This window comes from Bacteroidota bacterium, assembly GCA_026391695.1.
Lineage (GTDB): Bacteria > Bacteroidota > Bacteroidia > Bacteroidales > JAGONC01 > JAPLDP01.
The window spans coordinates 1-19248 of the sequence record JAPLDP010000022.1; the positions used below are offsets into that span (position 1 = coordinate 1).

A 19248-nucleotide genomic window follows, 5' to 3' on the forward strand; every position below is an offset into this window, starting at 1 on the left:
GGTCAAAGATCACCCACCTAACCGGTTAGTACAGCTAAAATTTGCCTTGACATGAGGGGAGGTCTACTTTTGAAAAAACAAAAAATGAACAAATTATATCTGATTTTCTGACTGTTACATAAGGGTCAATTGAAAATCAGACTTTAGTCGGACAATAGTGATACCTTTTATGTAATAATCATAGCCGCCGAGATTATAATTATCACCAAAGCTGATTTTTTTAGCGTAATAATAGTCTTTAACAGTCGGTGCGTCACCCGCTGTATATTCCAGGTTAAACCTCGGTACATTTAAATTTATCGTCTCAATTTTAAGGGTATCATTTATCCTTTTGCAGCTGTACTGCAATGAATCAAGGTTCCCTGTTCCATTTGTTAATACCAGAAAAGTATCAATAGTCAGTGCCGCATCTATCATTTGAATAACGATGCTGTACGGCTCGAAGAAGTTCAGATAACAGGTTTCATCACATTGTTGTGAAAATGAATAATCAGTTTCCAATTCAATCAGTGGATACGCTTCGAACACCATGTATTCCAATCCGCTGCTGTTTTTAAGGATCACTCTCACAAGACTGGAATCACTCTTTAAAGAAACGGAACCGCTCATTTTCAATCCGGTAATTGTGTCGATTCCCGTAAAAGGATAGATTTCGGAATTAGTGTAAAATGTACTGTCGATAGGAATGGACTGCGTGTAACAGCTTAGGCTGGTAAGAAACGACAACAGTATAATGACTGCTCTTTTTAATGATTTGGTTTTACTTTTCATAGGGAGTTAAAATTAAGTTGAATTAATATATAGTTAGCACGGCTTAAATATATGAAAAAAATAAATACAAAGCAATACCATTTTCAATCAATAAATTAAACATTTGATAAATTAAGATAGACAGCGTCGCAGAATAAGATTTATCCACCACAAACAACACTCGAATAATTATTAATCAAAACTCTTGGCAGATATTATAAATTTAAGTACTTTTTGCCCCTCAAATTTTCTTCTTTGAAGCATCGGAATTGCCGGAATAACTTACGTTTAATCAGGCTATTGACAAATCAATCATAAAATGAAATCAAACACAAATGACTTATTGACACGGGGACTTGAGATCAAACTCGAAGCCGATCTGGATAAAGACTTTGGGAAAAAGATCGCAAAAATCGCGCATGGTGAAAAGCTCTTCGGATGTATACAGTGTGGGAACTGTAGTGCTGCTTGCCCCTTGAGCGTATGGATGGATTATACGCCGCGCAAGATCATAGCTATGGTCAGAGCAGGCTTCAGGGATGAAGTCCTGTCGAACCGCACCATCTGGCTTTGTGCCTCATGCTACCAGTGCACAGTGGAATGCCCTAAAGGCATTAAAATAACGGACGTTATGTACGCCCTCAAACGCGAAGCCATTGTCAATAAGATCTATCCCAAGAACTTCCCTGTACCCATTCTTGCGAAGGCCTTCTTCAACGAAGTGAAAAGAACAGGCAGGATCAATGAAGCCACACTGCTGCTGAGTTATTACTGGCGATATAATATCTTTAAAATGCTGTCATACTCTACCCTTGGGCTGAAACTATTTCTAAAGGGCCGGCTTTCCATTTTTGAACGTGGCATGAAGAATAAAAGGGATTTCAAAAAATTGCTTCACGAAGAAGCTTAAAATTGAAAGGAGAAACACTATGAAATATGTATATTTTCCAGGATGTTCATTAAAATCATCCGGCATGCAGTATGAAAAATCTCTTCTGTCGGTTTTTAAAAAACTGAATGTCACGGTTGAAGAGATTGAAGACTGGAACTGCTGTGGTGCGACCAACTATATGTCGATCAATGAGACTTACGCTATCGGCATCACCGCCCGTAACCTGGCGCTTGCCGAAAAGCAGGGAGGCGACGAGATCATCGCACCCTGTGCTGCCTGCTACATGGGGCTGTTGAAAACCCAGAATTATGTCTCCAGTGACCCTGAGATCAGGCAAAATGTCTGTAAGGAACTCACGAAAACAGGTCTTTCCTGCCAGTTCAAGATAAAAATCCGTCACCCGCTTGATCTTCTTGTCAATATTATAGGCATTGATGCCATAAAGAACGCCGTGACTAATCCCCTGAAGGGATTAAAGGTAGCCAACTATTATGGGTGCCAGCTCATACGGCCGATATCCACCTTTGATGATGTTTATAATCCGCAGACCATGGACAAGATCGCCAAAGCCCTCGGCGCTCAAACCATCGACTGGCCGCTGAAGACAAGGTGTTGCAGTGGCAGTATGACCAGCACCATGCCGGATATCGGAGCACGGATGAACTTTGAGATACTGAAAGATGCCAAATCCAGGGGAGCTGAGGTCGTATTGACGGCTTGCCCGTTATGCCAGTTCAACCTCGAATGCTTCCAGGGCAAAATATCACGACAATTCCGTGAGAATATTAAAATGCCTGTCATGTATTTCACGCAGCTCATGGGAATAGCTTTTGGCATTAAGGAAAAAGAGCTTGGGCTGCACCAGATGCTATCACCTGCTCTCGAGCTGTCGTTATAAAGAAGGAGGAATATCTATGATAAAAAAGAATGATGAAATAAAAATAGGTTTTTATATCTGTCATTGCGGGCACAATATTGCAGGTACCGTTGATGTGGTTGCGGTGACCGAATATGCGGCCCGACTCCCCTATGTCACGGTTTCAAGAGACTATAAATACATGTGTTCCGATCCAGGCCAGGAACTGATTCAGAAAGATATAAAGGAATTTAACCTGAACCGGATCGTGGTAGCCTCATGTTCCCCACTGCTTCATGAAAATACATTCCGCACAGCTACTGCCAAAGCAGGATTGAACCAGTTCTACATGCAGATGGTCAATATCCGTGAGAACGATTCATGGGTGCATACCGACAAAGATATGGCCACACTGAAAGCCAAAGATCTTGTCCGTGCAGCTATTCACCGAGTGGCATATCATAAAGCCCTGGAAAAGAAAAGTGTTCCGGTAAATCCTGATGTGATGATCCTTGGCGGAGGTATATCAGGCATAACTGCCGCCCTTACGCTGGCCAACGCAGGAAAAAAAGTGTACCTGGTCGAAAAGGAACCGACCATTGGCGGGTATATGGCCAAGTTTGACAAAACCTTTCCAACTCTCGATTGTGCAGCATGTATCCTCACTCCAAAAATGTCGGCTGTTAAAAACCATCCCAACATCACATTGTGGTCCTATTCTGAGGTTAGCAATGTTGAAGGATATGTAGGGAATTATAAGGTTACCGTCACCCGAAAACCACGATACATTATTGAAGATCAGTGCGTTGGATGTCTGGCTTGTATTGATGCATGTATCTTTAAGGAAGCAAAATTCAAAGATGAGTTCAATGAAGGTTTGAGCAAACGGAAGCCTGTTTATATTCCATTTCCTCAGGCTACACCACTGGTAGTGCTGATCGACCCGGCTACTTGTATTCATTTTAAAACGGGTAAATGTCCTCAGTCATGTGCAAAGGCCTGCGACAGAAATGCATTTGATTTCAACCAGAAACCTGAAGTTAAAGAGGTTGAAGTAGGAACCATTATCCTGTCAACCGGTTTCCAGCCTTTCGACCCTCACAAGGCACCCTACTATGGTTATGGAAAATATCCAAATGTCTATACTTCTCTTGAGATCGAACGCCTTGTGAATGCATCGGGACCGACGGATGGTCATGTGGTAACCAGGGATGGCAAGGAGCCGAAGAGCATCGGTATCATTCATTGTGTTGGTTCGAGGGATGAAAAGACCAATAAATGGTGTTCAAGGGTATGTTGCATGTACTCGTTAAAACTGGCACATTTGCTAAAGGAACACTCCGGTGCCGAGATATATAATTTCTACATCGATATGCGTACACCCGGTAAAGGCTATGAGGAATTCTATGATAAGTTACTGAATGAAGACGTCCATTTCATCCGTGGACGCGTTGCTGAGGTATCGGACTGGGCTATCAGCAAAGATGAAGAAGGCAAGCTCTTGATCCGCGTTGAAGACACCATGATTGGCGTCGTCCGCAGGATACCCGTTGACATGGTTGTGCTGGCCGTCGGCCTTGAGCCAGGCAAAGATGCACAGGATATCCGCCGGATATTCAACATATCCTGTTCCAACGAAGGATTCTTCCTGGAGCGTCATCCCAAGCTGGCACCTGTGCATACGTTCACCGATGGTATCTTCATTGCAGGCGCCTGCCAGGGTCCCAAGGACATTCCTGACAGTGTCGCCCAGGCAGGTGCGGCCGCCGCAGAAGCTCTCGCTCTCATTGATGCAGGTCATGTAGAGCTGGAGCCCAATACGGCTTATATCATTGAAGAACGCTGCTGTGGCTGCCAGGTATGCATCAACATGTGCCCCTATAAAGCTATCACATTCAACGCTGAAAAAAGCAAGTCGTCTATCAATGAGGCGTTGTGTAAAGGGTGTGGCACCTGCGTCGCCTCCTGCGGATCAGGGGCTATTTTCCAGAACCTCTTCGACGACGAGGAAATATTAAGCGAAATACATGGAGTATTGGTTGAATAAAATCAAAATCACCTATGCAATCAATAGAACAAAATAATGAACAATGGTCACCAAGAATCGTGGCCTTTTTCTGCAACTGGTGTACATATACAGCATCAGACCTGGCGGGCGTTTCACGGTTACGGTATGCCCCTTCTACACGGGTTATACGTGTGATGTGCTCAGGCCGCATTGAACCGACTTTTATCCTGGAAGCTTTTATAAAAGGAGCCGATGGGGTGCTCATCGGCGGATGCCACCCTGGTGACTGCCATTACTCTGAAGGCAACTATAAATGTCTTAGGCGGTTTCATCTCCTGCAGAGATATATCGTAGAGATGGGCATTGAGAAAGAACGCCTGCGGCTGGAATGGATCAGCGCCAGCGAAGGCAAACGCCTTCAGGAAGTGGTCAATGAGATGACTGATACCTTGAGGCAGTTAGGACCATCAAAGATTAAAGAAGTTGCTGAAACCATCGTCAAATAAGGGAGGGAAACAACATGGGAAAAGATAAAGCAAAATTAAAGATGGCCATATACTGGGGTGCTGCCTGTGGCGGTTGCTGCGTATCGGTCCTCGATATACATGAAACGCTTTTTACTGTTATTGAACATGCTGACCTGGTGTTCTGGCCCATAGCCCTTGACACAAAGTACAGCGATGTGGAAGAGATGCCCGATCAGTCTATTGACATCACCCTGTTCAATGGGGCGGTCCGCAACAGTGAAAATGAGCACATGGCACGCGTGCTGCGGCAGAAATCCAGGTTACTTATCGCTTATGGTTCCTGTGCACATATGGGAGGCATCCCCGGGCTGGCTAACTTTTCCAATAAAGAAGCTATTTTCAGAAGAGTTTATGAAGAAAGTGAATCGACGGTCAATCCTGACAAAATAAGACCACTGGAGGAAGTTATGGTCGCTGAGGGCACGCTGCACCTTCCACATTTTTATAATGACGTCATGACACTTGACCAGGTTGTTGATGTCGATTATTACCTTCCGGGTTGCCCGCCCCAGAGTGAAAGGCTGGTGGAAGTGTTCCTGGCCGTTGTGAATGGCACAGAGCTGCCACCCAAAGGATCAGTAGTCGGGGCTTCATCACTGGTTCAGTGCGACGAATGTAAACGCAAGAAATCTGAGAAAAAAGACATCAAACGATTCTACCGTCCCTGGGAAGTTGTGGATGACGGTGAAACCTGTTTGAATGAGCAGGGTATCTTATGTCTGGGGCCTGCCACCAGAGGCGGCTGCGGTGTACGCTGTGTTGTAGGTAATGCCCCCTGCAGGGGATGTTATGGACCGCTAGATGATATTTCTGACTTCGGAGGGAAAATGATGTCGGTCATTGCATCTATGCTTGAAGGTAAAGAAGAAGCTGAAATTGAAGAAGCTATTGAAACAGTGGTAGATCCTGCCGGGACATTTTACAGGTATAGTTTGCCCGGCTCAAAATTAAGGAGGAAACAATTATGAAACAGATCAGCATTGATCCCATCACCAGGCTTGAAGGCCACGGCAAGATCGAAATATTTTGCACCGATGACGGTGATGTCGAAAATGTATATTTCCAGGTACCGGAGCTTAGGGGATTTGAAAAATTCTGCGAGGGACGGCCTATAGAAGAGGTTTCCCAGATTGTCACCAAGATTTGCGGCGTTTGCCCGGGATGCCATCATATGGCCGCAGGCAAGGCTGCCGATATGGTATTTGGCGTTGAACCTACTACGGCTGCTAAAAAAATAAGGGAATTATTTTACAGCGCTCATTTTGTGCATAGCCATATTGCTCATTTTTATGCTCTGGCAGCTCCTGACTTTGTCGTTGGCCCCACAGCACCCAAAGCCGACAGGAATATCCTCGGTGTGATCGCAAAGGTGGGCAAGGAGATTGGCACTGAAGTGATCAAGCAGCGAAGAAAAGCACAGGAGATACAAGCCCTTCTGGGAGGACATCAAACCCATGTCGTGCTCAATATTCCCGGTGGTGTCAGAAAAGGATTGAAAGAGGAGGATCGCAGGGATATTGTGGAGAAAGCCAAGGGTTTTGTGGAATTCTCCAAATTCAGCATGAAGATCTTTAACGACGTCGTCCTCGGTAACAAAGAGTACCTGGATATTATCCTTAACGGACCCTATTCATTGAAGATCCATTCGATGGGCCTGGTGGATGAAAAGAACAGGGTGAATTTTTATGACGGAAAAGTCAGGGTCGTAGATACCGAAGGTAAAGAACTTTATAAATATTCCCCCGTGGAATACAGAGATTTTGTCGCAGAGCGTGTCGAACCCTGGAGCTATCTGAAATTCCCATACCTTAAGAAGATCGGATGGAAAGGATTTATAGACGGCCAGGATTCAGGAGTTTACCATGCCACACCACTATCACGTCTAAATGCTGCCGATGGCATGGCCACTCCTGTTGCACAGGAAGAATATGAGCGCATGTTCGCCACACTGGGCGGTAAGCCTGTTCATGCCACTCTGGCCATGCATTGGGCGCGCCTGGTCGAGTTAATATATGCTGCTGAAAGATGCCTTGAACTGGCTGAAGATCCGGAAATAACAAGCCCTGATCTCAGAACAAAAATTGAAAAAACACCCACCGAAGGAGTTGGCATTGTTGAAGCCCAGAGAGGCACACTGACACACCACTATTGGACAGATGAACGGGGCATCATCACCAAAGCTAACCTGATCGTCGGAACAACAAATAATCACGCCGCCATCTGCATGTCATTAAAAAAAGCCGCGCAGGGCCTTATTAAAAAGGGTGTCACCGTGGATGACGGCATATTGAATATGGTCGAAATGGCTTTCAGAGCTTATGATCCCTGCTTCTCATGTGCCACACATCACCTGCCGGGAGATATGCCGCTGGTGGTTAATTTCAGGAATACCAGCGGAGATCTAATACGGACTATCTCCAGATAAATGTTTTCAATGATCAATTATCAGTGATCAATGATCATCAGATGGTACTTAAACATTGGTTTCACTTTTATTGATCATTGATCCTTGTTCATTGTTCATTGAAACTTTTTTATGAGCAAAATCCAAAAGAAAATTATGATTCTTGGTTTTGGAAGCGACGGACTAATGGACGATGGTATTCCAATCAGGATTTGTGAAGACCTTAAAAGATCGGTTCATTCACCGGAAATCAAATTTGCGACAAGTGCTCTCGGCGGCCTTGAATTGCCTGAACTTCTTAATGGCTATGAAATAGCTGTTCTGATTGATACCATCAAAACTCCTGGTGGTAAGCCCGGAGATGTCTACTGTTATTCCCCTGAAAATTTCCTGGAAACTTATCATCTTTCCAGTAACCATGATATCTCTTTCCGCAATGCGCTTATACTGGGTGAAACACTGGGTTATGAAATGCCAGGTAAAATTGTTATCTTTGCTATAGAGATTGCTGAAAACCAGATTCTGTATTCATCATTGTCAGGCGAGATCCAAAGGCGTTATCTTGAAATAGTGCGCCAGATAGAAGATTACCTGATTGACATTATTTAAACAGCTCCTATCCAAAAATGGCGCATCATGAAATTATTTGACAAACAGGGAATGATGTTATTCCCGATACCAGAACAGCATAGGGAAATCGGTAAGAGCAAATCCCTTCTTGTTGTGAGCCAATGTTTTTGCCAGAAAGGAGATGACATGGTCAGCGAAAAAGCCATTTTTGATGGATTCAATGGCATCTTGCTAAAGGTCAAAAAAATCAAGCAGTCCGGCCTGGTGGCACTTAGTCCCTTCTATGGGATGAAAAACAGGATATCCTTGAATATCAAACTGACAAAGAATGAGCTGTTAGAGTTGTTATGCCCGACCTGTAATACAGCACTTCCGATTTTCTCGCCCTGTTCCTGTGGTGGCAATCTGGTGGCTCTCTTTCTGGATAAAAAGGCTGATTTTACCAATTGCATTCTCATCTGCAACCGTGTCGACTGCTTTAATGCTGCAATAAAGCTTCAGGATGAAATGATCCACTATGATGGGGTGGATAAGCTGATATTCAGATGATATATCACACCCGGCTTGTCACCTGGTTTATTCCTGCATCTTTAAATTCGTATTCAAAAACTTTTCCATGGCACGATAGAAATCAAACCGGTTTTCTTCATTTTGGAAGCCATGACCTTCATTGTCCTTAACCAGGTATTCCACGATGATACCTCTGGCTTTGAGGGCTTCCACCATCTGATCCGATTCATTTTTGTTCACTCGCGGGTCGTTGGCACCCTGGGCGATGAATAACGGGGTTTTGATCTTGTCGGCGTTAAATACCGGTGATGTAGCAGCAAGTTGTGTGCTGTCGGCCTGCGGATTACCCACCATTTCATAAAACATATCAAGATATGGTTTCCAGTATGGTGGTATAGTCTTCATAAATGTAAAGAGGTTTGAAACGCCAACATAATCCACTGCTGCAGTATAAAGATCAGGTTCTTTGACAATACCCATCAGGGTGGCGTATCCACCATAACTTCCTCCATAAATGGCTATCCTGCTCTTATCAGCAATACCTTTATCCATCAACCATTTTGTACCGTCAGTGATATCATTCTGCATTTCCAGTCCCCACTTTTTAAAACCAGCCTCCCAGAATTTCTTTCCATAGCCGGTTGAGCCCCTGAAATTCATCTGAAAGACAGCATATCCCCTGTTGGCAAGGAACTGGACTTCCGGATTAAATCCCCAATAGTCACGCGCCCATGGACCTCCATGAGGATTAATAACAGTGGGAAGATTTTTAGCATTTTCCAGCGTATACCCCTTGGGAAGGGTCAGATAGGCATTAATGGTCAATCCGTCGCGGCTTGTATATTGAACCGGAAACTCGGTCGACATTTCATTTTCGTTGATCCAGGGGCTTACATCGACAATTTTGCTCAATGCGTCGGTATTCTTGTCATAGACATAGTAAGTGCCTAACGAACGGTCGCTATATGTGCGGATCATAAACCTATCTTCATTATCTGTTTCCGATGAAACAGCGAATTCATATCCGGCCAGCTTCTTTTCAAGATTTTGCATCATATTCCTGGATTCTTCATCAAAGTAATGCCGCTGTGTTTTATCCGATTCATAAGTGACATAGGTAAGCACTTTTCTTTTCTTGGAGTATTGCACACCATCGAGGTCATAGCCAGGATTCTCATAGAGTACCTCAACCTCTTTCCCGTTTTTTATGTCGAAAACGATTACAGCCAGCATATCGCGTCCGAGATTTGACAAGGCAAACACATTCTTATTATCGAAAGTAAACATGACCGGAGCCATAGTTTCTTTAAAGCTGGTGGTCAGGATAGGTTTAAATTCGTCCTTTTCTGTTTCACGATAGAGAACCTGGTTATTGACACCATCCACTATAGCAATGGCGGCACGCAGTTTAGCTTCATGGTCAAAAATCCATTGCTGGATGTTACCGGGATTCTCGGCCAGTTGTTTCATTTGGCCTGTCTTGACATTCAAACGGTAAGGATCAAAAACCTGAGGATCTCTTTTGTTCATGCCGATGATCACATCATCAGGAAACTCAGGCAAGTCATCGATGATCTGTGTCCTGACGCCCTCAAAGGGAGTATAACAGGTCAGATTTGAGCCATCGGCGTTAACGCCATATAACCTGAAATTTTCATCACCGCCCTGATCTTTCAGGTAGAGAATATAATTATCATTAGCCCAGAAATAACCGGCAATATCACGGTCGGTTTCACTGGTCAGCCTAATAGCTGAATCGGCACCAATCTTCTGAACAAAGATATTCATGCGCTTCTCGTAGGGTGCTTTAAATGAAAAATAGGTCCCTCCCGGAGAAATCTTATAACTGGATTTCTCAGGATTTTTAAAGAAATCTTCCAGCGGAATAAGCGGGGCTTTCACAATCTTTGGCTGTTGATTGCAACCAGAAAATACAAATAGTGCCATAATTATTACAATTAATGACATTGACAAGGTTTTTAGCTTCATGAATTAATAAATTTTTAGGATTAATAATAAAGTGAATAACCATCAAAAGTATGAAAAATTACTAAACTTTATAGCAAACTTTTCAGATTATCTTTCTTCTTCTTTCTTTGTCTGCCACACAATGAAAGCAAAGAAAAGTAATCGCCTTAGGGTTTGCAGGCGGGGCACCCACTGGGCGAAGATTCCGTACCTCTTTATCCGTATCAAAAATCTCAAAATTTTCACCATACCGAAATTTAAGCCAATTTTGTATTGTTATGTTTAACTGATTTGTGGTATTCTGAATGAAAGATCTCACAACGGGAAATGAGGGCAAACTGATTCTGAACTTTACAGTTCCGATGTTGCTTGGAAATATCTTCCAGCAAATGTATAACATCATTAACGCCATTGTTGTTGGCAAGTTCATCGGAAAACAGGCACTGGCTGCTGTGGGGGCATCATTCCCAATCATATTTTCACTTATTTCACTGGCTATTGGCATTGCCACCGGCGCAACTATTGTCATTGCGCAATATTTCGGGGCAAAAGACCTCCGGAATGTACGGCGAACGATTGACACACTATATATTTTCATTTTCATTGCATCAATCATTATCACCATTTTGGGTATCGCACTGAGCGAACCTATTTTCAAACTGATAAAACTGCCTGAAGATGTTCTGCCCCAGGCAAAATTATATCTGAATATCTATTTTACCGGGATGATCTTCTTTTTTGGATTTAATGCTACGAGTGCCATACTCAGAGGCCTCGGCGATTCAAGGACACCTCTTTATTTCCTGGTACTTGCCACTATCACGAACATCATTTTCGATCTGATTTTTGTACTTGTTTTCAAATGGGGAATCGCCGGTGTGGCCATATCTACCGTTATCTCGCAGGGTGGTGTATTTATAGCGGCAATCCTCTATCTGAACAGGACTCATGAGCTTATAAGATTCTCCATCCGGAAAATGGAATTTGACAGGGCTATCTTTAAAAAAAGTTTCAACATAGGCTTTCCTGTAGGATTTCAACAGGCTTTTGTAGCTTTAAGCATGATGGCGATGTTCTGGATCGTCAATCCTTTTGGCACCAATGCGAGTGCGGCATACAGTGTGGCTGTGAGAATTGATTCTTTCGCATCGCTGCCTGCCATGAACCTGGCTATGGCTTTGGCTACTTTTGTCGGACAGAACCTGGGTGCCAACAGGATCGACAGGGTCAAAAAGGGCTTTCATGCCACTATTCTGATGTCAGCCGCCATATCGCTCTTCATGACCTTACTTATCACCATATTCCGGCATCCTCTGATGACTCTGTTTACCTCTGATGCACAGGTAATCGAAATCGGTGAAACATATCTCCTGATTGTGAGTTCGTTTTATATTGTTTTCTCAACGATGTTTGTGGTGGGGGGAGTAATGCGCGGTGCTGGCGACACGCTTATACCCATGTTCATCACCCTCTTTGTCCTGTGGATAGTGCGAATTCCCGTTTCCTACTGGCTGAGCCGGGGAACAGGGGTTACCGGCATCTGGTGGGGCATTCCTGTTGCATGGCTTCTTGGATTGGGATTATCTTATTCCTATTATCTCACAGGAAGATGGAAGACGAAGGTAATTGTAAATCGAAAAAAGTATATGTAAAATTTAAAATTTAACTTGCAAATTTTAGGTTTTACATTTTCACTTTTCAATAGTATCAACGTATTCCAGGTTTCTGCATGGATCAAACCTTTTGTGCCTCTGCTCACTGCAGCCAAATGTCTTGACCAGAGAGAATTCGTATCCGCCTTTGAATCCGGATGCAGGATTCAGCCGGGATATGTTGGCATCATAACTGCACATAAAAATCAGCCCATTATAATCAATTCCTGCGAGGGGTATGATATCTCCGGAGATTCGAACCCATAATCCTCCGATAAGCTTTATATCCATTAAATGGTAATTCAGATTGCTACCGACAATGATCTCCTTTGAGGATGCCATGAGTGATAGCAGGAATCCAGGATTTATATCCATGATTTCATTCAACGAATGCAGAGCCAGACCATGGAAAACCCAGTTCCAGTCCAGCCGGCTTGATGAATTATCAAGGAACGTGACAACCGGATTATTGATATGACGCAGGCTTGATCCTGCAATTACCTTTGTCCCGTAAGATAATTTGAAGTTAACCAGCACACCGGCATTGAAATCCGTATAACTCGCCGAGGCTCTTTGCAGAATGTTAGAGGGACCGGGTGGTTGACCGTTGATGATATTTATGGTATTTGAGGGCGTTAAAAACTTATCTGGATTGATATTTTTTGTCACGCGTCCCACTCCAAAGCCTAAACTGGCCAGAAACGTCTTTCGCTTATTGAAGCTCATGGTATAAGCGAAATATCCCATGGCATGGGTGGTTTTTAGTTCCACCTCCCCGGCTTTGTCAGAATAAAACGTAATTCCAAGGCCAAACCAGCTGTTCCTGGTAAATGAGGGCCATATTCGCCCGTCAATCACAGCCGACTGGGTGACATAGGGAGTGCTGATACTGCTACCCTGTGACCTGTAATCGATGCCGGCGAAAATACGACATCCGGAGTTGCCTGAGAATGCCGGATTTAACAGTAACGGATTAGCCCAAAACTGCGAAAAATGAATATCCTGGCTTTGCACCGATATGACCAACAACATTATTAGTATGAAGGCTATGAGTCTTTTCATAAGTGACGTTTTATCGGATGAGGGTGATGTCGCCCTTTTTTTCAATTGTGCCCCCAGACAGACATTGCGCTTTTAAATAATACATATAAACATCCATAGGCTGATCGATACCTTTATAGGTACCATCCCATCCTATGCCCTGATCCTTAGTCCTGAAGACCATTTCACCCTGGCGGTTGAAAATCATAAAATCAAGATTGTCGATACCGGCGCCAAAAACTTTTATTTCATTATCCGGTGGTTTATCAGGTGCAAAAACATTAGGTACAAGTATCTCAGTGCATTCCACACCAATAAATATTTCATCCGACGACTGACAACCCGCCTGATCAACGGTCACATTGATGGTCATGTTCTGGGTGATGTTGTTGATAGTAATAGTCTGAGAAGTTTCGCCGGTAGACCAGGAATAATTTGCACCGGGATTTTGTGCATCCAGGGTGATACTGCCATCATAGGGCACAACCATTTTAGGGTCAAGGTTAACCACAGGATATGGATTTACGATGACCACAAATGTATCTTTGATGGCAATAAGCGGTGTAAACGAGATATCATCGAGGGCAAAGTCATTGCCCTTAGGTTCAAGGTGACGGTTTACAATGCTGATGGTAGCCGTTGTATTTGTGCCGGAAGGCCAAAGGATATAAAACTGCATCCATTGACAATTATCATTGGTAGTCTGCATTAAATCACCTAAGGGTGAACCATTAATTGAAAACTGTAATAAGGGCCACCTCAAAGGATCAGTTTCATATTTGAGAACATTTTGCAGCCAGGCAGAAAAAGCGTATGTAGCACCGGGCTCGACATTGGAAACTGTCTCACTCCAAACAGACGTATAACCAGCACTGTCACCATTTACAATCATCATCATCCCGTTACCTGAAGTATGATCGACACAGGGTGACCAGTCGTGATGAAAAAATGAGGGATTATTTGATACAGTGTAAGTTGCCTCGGAGGTTAAATCATCGGTCCGATATTGATATGCACTGGTGAATGCCGTATCGCCGGCTTCAAAATTTCCATTAGTGATAAGTTCGCGTGTGGTATCGGGCACCCATGTATATCGGATATATCTTGTTGTCACTGCAGGCGATACCACAAGACTGGGAAGGGTATCATTCATAGTTCCGGTTGAAGACTCCCATGAATAAAATAATCCCGGTGGATAACTGTTCAGTGTGGCCTGTTCGCCTATGCAAATCATTACGGTATCAGCCTGCCCAAGTGAAAACAACGGCAAGAGTAATATTAAAAAGGTCAGACAGTAAAACCTCCTCATAATATTAAATTAAAAATCAAAAATAAAAATGTAAAAAAACATATATTAAAAATTAAAAAGAAATTATTCGAATCATTATAAATAATTAATTACCAATCTATTATTAAACAAATTCCGATTGAATTAATAATATAAAAAACAGAAATTCCTGTTTTTTATATTTGATTTGTATCTTTAATTTTTCAATTTTGATTTTTGATCTATTCAGCTTCATCCTCAAAATACTCGTACTCGTACCTGATAAAATAATTCTGACTCATTCCTTTTCCCTGGCCGTCAATGAACACGTGTGATTCGGTCAACCGGTTATCCTCATTGTATGTCCTTTCCACCCTGTTCAGCAATTCATCATCATCATTATATTCTTCCTGCAGAATGATATTTCCAGCCTGGTCATACGAATGATGTGTCGTGTTTACACCATACGGTGTTTCTTCAATGATCCGTTTTACACGATCCGTTTCATCCCATTCATAGGTCATTTTTTCGATGAGCTGATCCTTCCCGTTATAACGTAATGTCTTGACCCTTTTTCCGGCCTCATCAAATTTTTGAACTATTGTATGCCTGTGAAAATCGTCGGGATAATGTTCGGTAATTTCCATTAACTGACCCATATCATTATAGGCGTATTCCCTTTCCGATATGAGGCTTTCGTCAGCATCCAGTATCTGGTGGTCGACCAGTTTACCCTTATCATATGAAAATATCTCCATTCCCTCTGGGGAATCAACAGGGTCATCAGCCTGTTTTTTAATCAGATGCCCGTCTTCATCATAATGGTAAAAAATGGTATCCATGGTCTTGTCCTGGTAATGCCGGAACTCTTTCCTGATGACTCCGTTTGCATCCCTTTCAAAGGTCTTATGCTCTGCAATTTCCTCGTCATCCATATATAAAATTGCCTCGATGAGAAAACCATTTTCATCATACCGGTTCTCGGTTTTTTCATCAACCTCTTCAGTCCTGTTAAATTTAATTTCCTTCAGAATATTTCCTTGCCTGTCATAAACCGCTTCATTATATTTGTAGCCAATAACATCCAGCGATTCGGCATTAAGATCTTCGATCACGACATCACTCTTATAAAGGATTACTGATTTGACGGGTCTTGCCATAGCCTTGTTTTTGATGAATAGGTTCGTTTTCCTGGAAAGTTAAAATTACATCAAATTCTCAAAATACAAACCTGCCATGTTTAATTAATTCATTCACACAAAAAATTTAAAGTCATGAAGAAAATCATTTATTGTTTATTATTAACAGGCATTGTCATCATGTTCAGTTGTATGAAAAAACAAAAGATTGACTATCCGCTAACAAAGGCGGATACCATCACTAACACCTACTTTGGTGTTACAGTTCCTGATCCTTACCGTTGGCTGGAAAATGACACAACAAAGGAAACAGCCCAGTGGGTAGAGGAAGAAAACAAAGTCACCTTTGCATATCTTGATAAGATACCTTTTCGGGATAAGCTCAGGGAAAGGATTACCAGCTTATGGAATTACCCCAAATATGGTGTGCCTTTCAGGAAAGGCAGCCATTATTTCTTTTCAAAAAATGATGGATTACAGAACCAGAGCATTTATTATATCCAGGACAGCCTTGGTGGTGAGCCAAGTATTTTGCTTGATCCCAACAAGTTCTCCCAGGATGGCACGATAGCTCTGGCCGGCCTGGCTATTTCCAAGGACGGGAAATATCTTGCCTATGCCACTGCTGAAGCAGGTTCGGACTGGAACAAGATCTACGTCATGGACATTGACACAAAAGAAAAGCTTGCCGACGAGCTCCTGTGGGTCAAATTTTCGGGCATGGCATGGAAGGATGATGGCTTTTATTATAGCCGTTACACGGAACCCAAAGGTGAATCGGAATTATCCTCAAAAAATGAAAATCAAAAAGTCTATTATCATAAGCTCGGCACACCGCAGAGTACAGATGTCCTGATATATGAAAACAAGGAAAATCCGATGCGTATGTATGGCGCTGCTACGACTGAGGATGAGCGTTTTCTTCTCCTTTATGAATCCGAATCGACACAGGGAAATGCACTCTATTATAAAGATTTAGGTAAAAAGGATGGTGAATTTATCCAGCTAGCCCCGGGTTTTGAATTTGAATATGGCGTTGTGGATAATATGGGCGATGAACTCATCATCAGGACCAACGATAGCGCTCCCAGGTATAAATTGATGCTGGTCGATCTGAAAAATCCTGCAATCAACGATTGGAAAGCCATCATTCCTGAAAAGACAGAAGTGCTGGATGGTGTCACTCTGGCCGGCGGAAAGGTTATCGCTCAATACATGAAAGATGCTCAAAGCAAAGCCTACATTTATGATACAAAGGGTACACAGGAAGGAGAGCTGACCTTACCGGGATTGGGAACATTAGCCGGCTTCAGTGGAAGAATTGAGGATGATATCGCCTTTTATCTTTATACCTCCTTTACATTCCCTGCAACGGTTTATAAATATAATGTCCCGCAAAACAGATCGGAGATCTATTATAAGTCTGACATCGATTTTAATCCTGACGACTACGTCACCAAACAGATCTTTTACCAGAGCAAGGATGGAACAAATGTGCCCATGTTTATTGTTCATAAGAAGGATTTAAAACTGGATGGCAAAAATCCTGTGTTTCTATATGGTTATGGCGGATTTAATATCAGCATGACGCCATATTTCAGCATCAGCCGCCTGATATTTCTTGAGAACGGTGGCGTGTATGCCATGCCGAATATCAGGGGCGGAGGAGAATATGGTGAGGAATGGCACAAAGCCGGAACAAAACTGCAAAAGCAGAATGTCTTTGATGATTTTATTGCTGCAGCAGAATACCTTATAAAAGAAAAGTACAGCAATCCATCCAAAATTGCCATATCAGGTGGTTCCAATGGCGGGCTGCTGGTAGGTGCCTGCATGATACAGCGTCCAGATCTCTTTAAAGTGGCTCTTCCGGCTGTTGGCGTTATGGACATGTTGCGCTACCACAAGTTTACCATCGGCTGGGCGTGGGCCAGTGACTATGGAACCAGCGAGGATGATACTGCCATGTTCAACTACCTGTATGGTTATTCACCCCTCCATACTATTAAAGAGGGTGTGAATTACCCGGCCACATTGATCACCACTGCCGATCATGATGACCGTGTGGTGCCGGCGCACTCTTTCAAATTTGCGGCTGCCCTGCAGGCTAAGAACAAGGGAGACAATCCTGTTCTCATCCGGATTGAAACGCGTGCCGGGCATGGTGCCGGAACCCCCACTGCCAAGCTCATCGATGAGGTGACAGATACATGGGCATTTACATTATATAATTTGGGAGTGGTACCAAAATGATAAGTGAATAGATCCTACTGATCATTGATGGGTTCCATCCGGAAAAACATCAGGCCTGCTGAAATCCGGATTAGAAAGAAAAGAATTATCGGTCAGTGTCAGAAGAAATGCTTTCAGGTCAGCTTTTTCGGCCGGCGTCAAGCGGGCACCACCGGTGCTCACATGGTGCATCAGGGGATTTATATATGGCGACCAGACTACACTATCGGAATAAAAATTAATCACTTCATCCAATGTGGCAAACCTTCCATCGTGCATATATGGTCCGGTGAGGGCGATATTTCGCAGCGTTGTCGCCTTGTACGCACCCATATCCGCTGTATTGCCGGTCACATGATAGCGGTCGCGTGTGTCTTCATGGGGTCCTGTAAAGATTGAATCCTTGCCGTTATTATAGAACAGGTTGGTCGTAAACAATGGATTACCGGAGCCTCCGTGGCAGTGAAAGCAGTCACCGCCATACTCCGTTGTAAACAGAACATACCCGCTCAGTTCCGGCTCCGTCAGCTGCTCCTCCCCTCTCATGTACCTGTCAAACTTTGACCCGGAAGATATCAGCGTGCGGATGAACTGTGCTATCGCCTTGCTAATGCGGTCGAATGTTACTACCTCTGAACCGAAGGCCTTTTTGAAGAGTTCCGGGTATCCCGGTAAATTTTGAAACATGGCCTTAACCCTTGTTGTATCGCTATCCATTTCATGTTTCGCGACAATGCCCATCCTGACAATATCTTCCAGCGTCCTGAAATCAGGCTGGGGATTATCCTTGCTTACAAGTCCATTCCATAAATATCCGGTGTTATTCCATACTAGGTTTATGAGGGGCAGCATGACATGTGGAGTTGGCGTTCCGGTAATACCATGGGGATGACCATTAACGAAGACCGGATGGTTAATACCGCATTCGAACGAATTTTCCTGAAGATGACATGTGGAGCACGACATGAGTGAGTCCGGATTGGTCCTTCCCGACAGCCGTCCATCATAAAACAGGTACCTGCCGAGTTCAACACCTTCAACAGTCATCGGATTATCATCCGGAATATTCAGCTCGGAAGGGAAAAATTTTGGAATACTAATTTGATAGGGCGTGGGGTGATATGGTTCTGGAACATCATCCCTGTTACAGGAAAAAAAGGAAATTGAAATGATCAAAAACATCAACAACACATACTTCTCCAGCTGGCGCTCGTTTCCGAACGAGTGCCCGGTTTCAGCGCGTTTGAAACGCGCTACTCTTTTACACGCGTCAAAGACGCGCGCTAGCAATTGAGCCATTTCTGATATGCAATTTTCATTTTTCACTTCTATGGGCCATCACAATAACGCAAACTTGGGTCTAGTATGCATGATTTGAATTACCCCGTGCTTTAGCTCGGGGTCAGAAAAACAACACCAAACCGGACTTTAG

Annotated in this window: 16 protein-coding genes; 10 read left to right on the plus strand and 6 right to left on the minus strand. The window is 43.4% G+C overall.

What is annotated here, in order from left to right; genetic code table 11:
- Positions 1–114 precede the first annotated feature (114 nt).
- A complete protein-coding gene (locus NT175_01860; GenBank protein MCX6233458.1) occupies positions 115–771 on the minus strand; it encodes a hypothetical protein in 657 nt (218 codons plus the stop codon).
- A 298-nt stretch (positions 772–1069) separates the two neighbouring features.
- On the opposite strand from NT175_01860, the gene NT175_01865 reads away from it, so the two are divergent.
- The 8 genes from NT175_01865 (at position 1070) to NT175_01900 (ending at position 8556) form a co-directional block, all read left to right on the plus strand.
- Positions 1070–1660, plus strand: coding sequence for a 4Fe-4S dicluster domain-containing protein (locus NT175_01865; protein ID MCX6233459.1), 591 nt, complete (start codon positions 1070–1072; stop codon positions 1658–1660).
- A gap of 19 nt (positions 1661–1679) precedes the next feature.
- Positions 1680–2540 carry a CoB--CoM heterodisulfide reductase iron-sulfur subunit B family protein gene (locus tag NT175_01870; GenBank protein MCX6233460.1) on the plus strand — a complete coding sequence of 287 codons (861 nt, stop codon included), beginning with the start codon at positions 1680–1682 and terminating at the stop codon, positions 2538–2540.
- Positions 2541–2556: 16 nt separating this feature from the next.
- Complete coding sequence (locus NT175_01875; protein MCX6233461.1) at positions 2557–4545, plus strand: CoB--CoM heterodisulfide reductase iron-sulfur subunit A family protein; 1989 nt, start codon at positions 2557–2559, stop codon at positions 4543–4545.
- Between the two features lie 14 nt (positions 4546–4559).
- Positions 4560–5012, plus strand: coding sequence for a hydrogenase iron-sulfur subunit (locus tag NT175_01880; protein ID MCX6233462.1), 453 nt, complete (start codon positions 4560–4562; stop codon positions 5010–5012).
- A 14-nt stretch (positions 5013–5026) separates the two neighbouring features.
- Positions 5027–6001: an oxidoreductase gene (locus NT175_01885; GenBank protein MCX6233463.1), complete on the plus strand. Its 975-nt coding sequence runs from the start codon at positions 5027–5029 to the stop codon at positions 5999–6001.
- A complete protein-coding gene (locus NT175_01890; protein ID MCX6233464.1) occupies positions 5998–7458 on the plus strand; it encodes a Ni/Fe hydrogenase subunit alpha in 1461 nt (486 codons plus the stop codon). Before NT175_01885 ends, NT175_01890 begins: the two co-directional genes overlap by 4 nt.
- A gap of 111 nt (positions 7459–7569) precedes the next feature.
- Complete coding sequence (locus NT175_01895) at positions 7570–8046, plus strand: hydrogenase maturation protease (protein MCX6233465.1); 477 nt, start codon at positions 7570–7572, stop codon at positions 8044–8046.
- A gap of 27 nt (positions 8047–8073) precedes the next feature.
- Positions 8074–8556 carry a hypothetical protein gene (locus NT175_01900; GenBank protein ID MCX6233466.1) on the plus strand — a complete coding sequence of 161 codons (483 nt, stop codon included), beginning with the start codon at positions 8074–8076 and terminating at the stop codon, positions 8554–8556.
- Positions 8557–8583: 27 nt separating this feature from the next.
- On the opposite strand, the gene NT175_01905 is transcribed toward NT175_01900, so the two are convergent.
- On the minus strand, positions 8584–10464 hold the full coding sequence (locus NT175_01905) for a S9 family peptidase (GenBank protein ID MCX6233467.1): 1881 nt from the start codon (positions 10462–10464) through the stop codon (positions 8584–8586).
- Positions 10465–10790: 326 nt separating this feature from the next.
- Between NT175_01905 and NT175_01910 the strand changes: the two genes are divergently transcribed.
- On the plus strand, positions 10791–12137 hold the full coding sequence (locus NT175_01910; protein ID MCX6233468.1) for an MATE family efflux transporter: 1347 nt from the start codon (positions 10791–10793) through the stop codon (positions 12135–12137).
- A gap of 39 nt (positions 12138–12176) precedes the next feature.
- Here the strand turns inward: NT175_01910 and NT175_01915 are convergent, their stop codons facing one another.
- The 3 genes from NT175_01915 to NT175_01925 all read right to left on the minus strand — a co-directional run bounded on the left by NT175_01915 (position 12177) and on the right by NT175_01925 (position 15605).
- Positions 12177–13199: a PorP/SprF family type IX secretion system membrane protein gene (locus NT175_01915; GenBank protein ID MCX6233469.1), complete on the minus strand. Its 1023-nt coding sequence runs from the start codon at positions 13197–13199 to the stop codon at positions 12177–12179.
- A 10-nt stretch (positions 13200–13209) separates the two neighbouring features.
- A complete protein-coding gene (locus NT175_01920; protein MCX6233470.1) occupies positions 13210–14487 on the minus strand; it encodes a gliding motility-associated C-terminal domain-containing protein in 1278 nt (425 codons plus the stop codon).
- 200 nt (positions 14488–14687) lie between these two features.
- Positions 14688–15605: a hypothetical protein gene (locus tag NT175_01925; GenBank protein MCX6233471.1), complete on the minus strand. Its 918-nt coding sequence runs from the start codon at positions 15603–15605 to the stop codon at positions 14688–14690.
- A 114-nt stretch (positions 15606–15719) separates the two neighbouring features.
- Here NT175_01925 and NT175_01930 point away from each other — a divergent pair, with 114 nt between their 5' ends.
- A complete protein-coding gene (locus tag NT175_01930) occupies positions 15720–17837 on the plus strand; it encodes a prolyl oligopeptidase family serine peptidase (GenBank protein MCX6233472.1) in 2118 nt (705 codons plus the stop codon).
- Between the two features lie 21 nt (positions 17838–17858).
- Here the strand turns inward: NT175_01930 and NT175_01935 are convergent, their stop codons facing one another.
- Complete coding sequence (locus NT175_01935) at positions 17859–19115, minus strand: cytochrome-c peroxidase (GenBank protein ID MCX6233473.1); 1257 nt, start codon at positions 19113–19115, stop codon at positions 17859–17861.
- Positions 19116–19248: the final 133 nt, after the last annotated feature.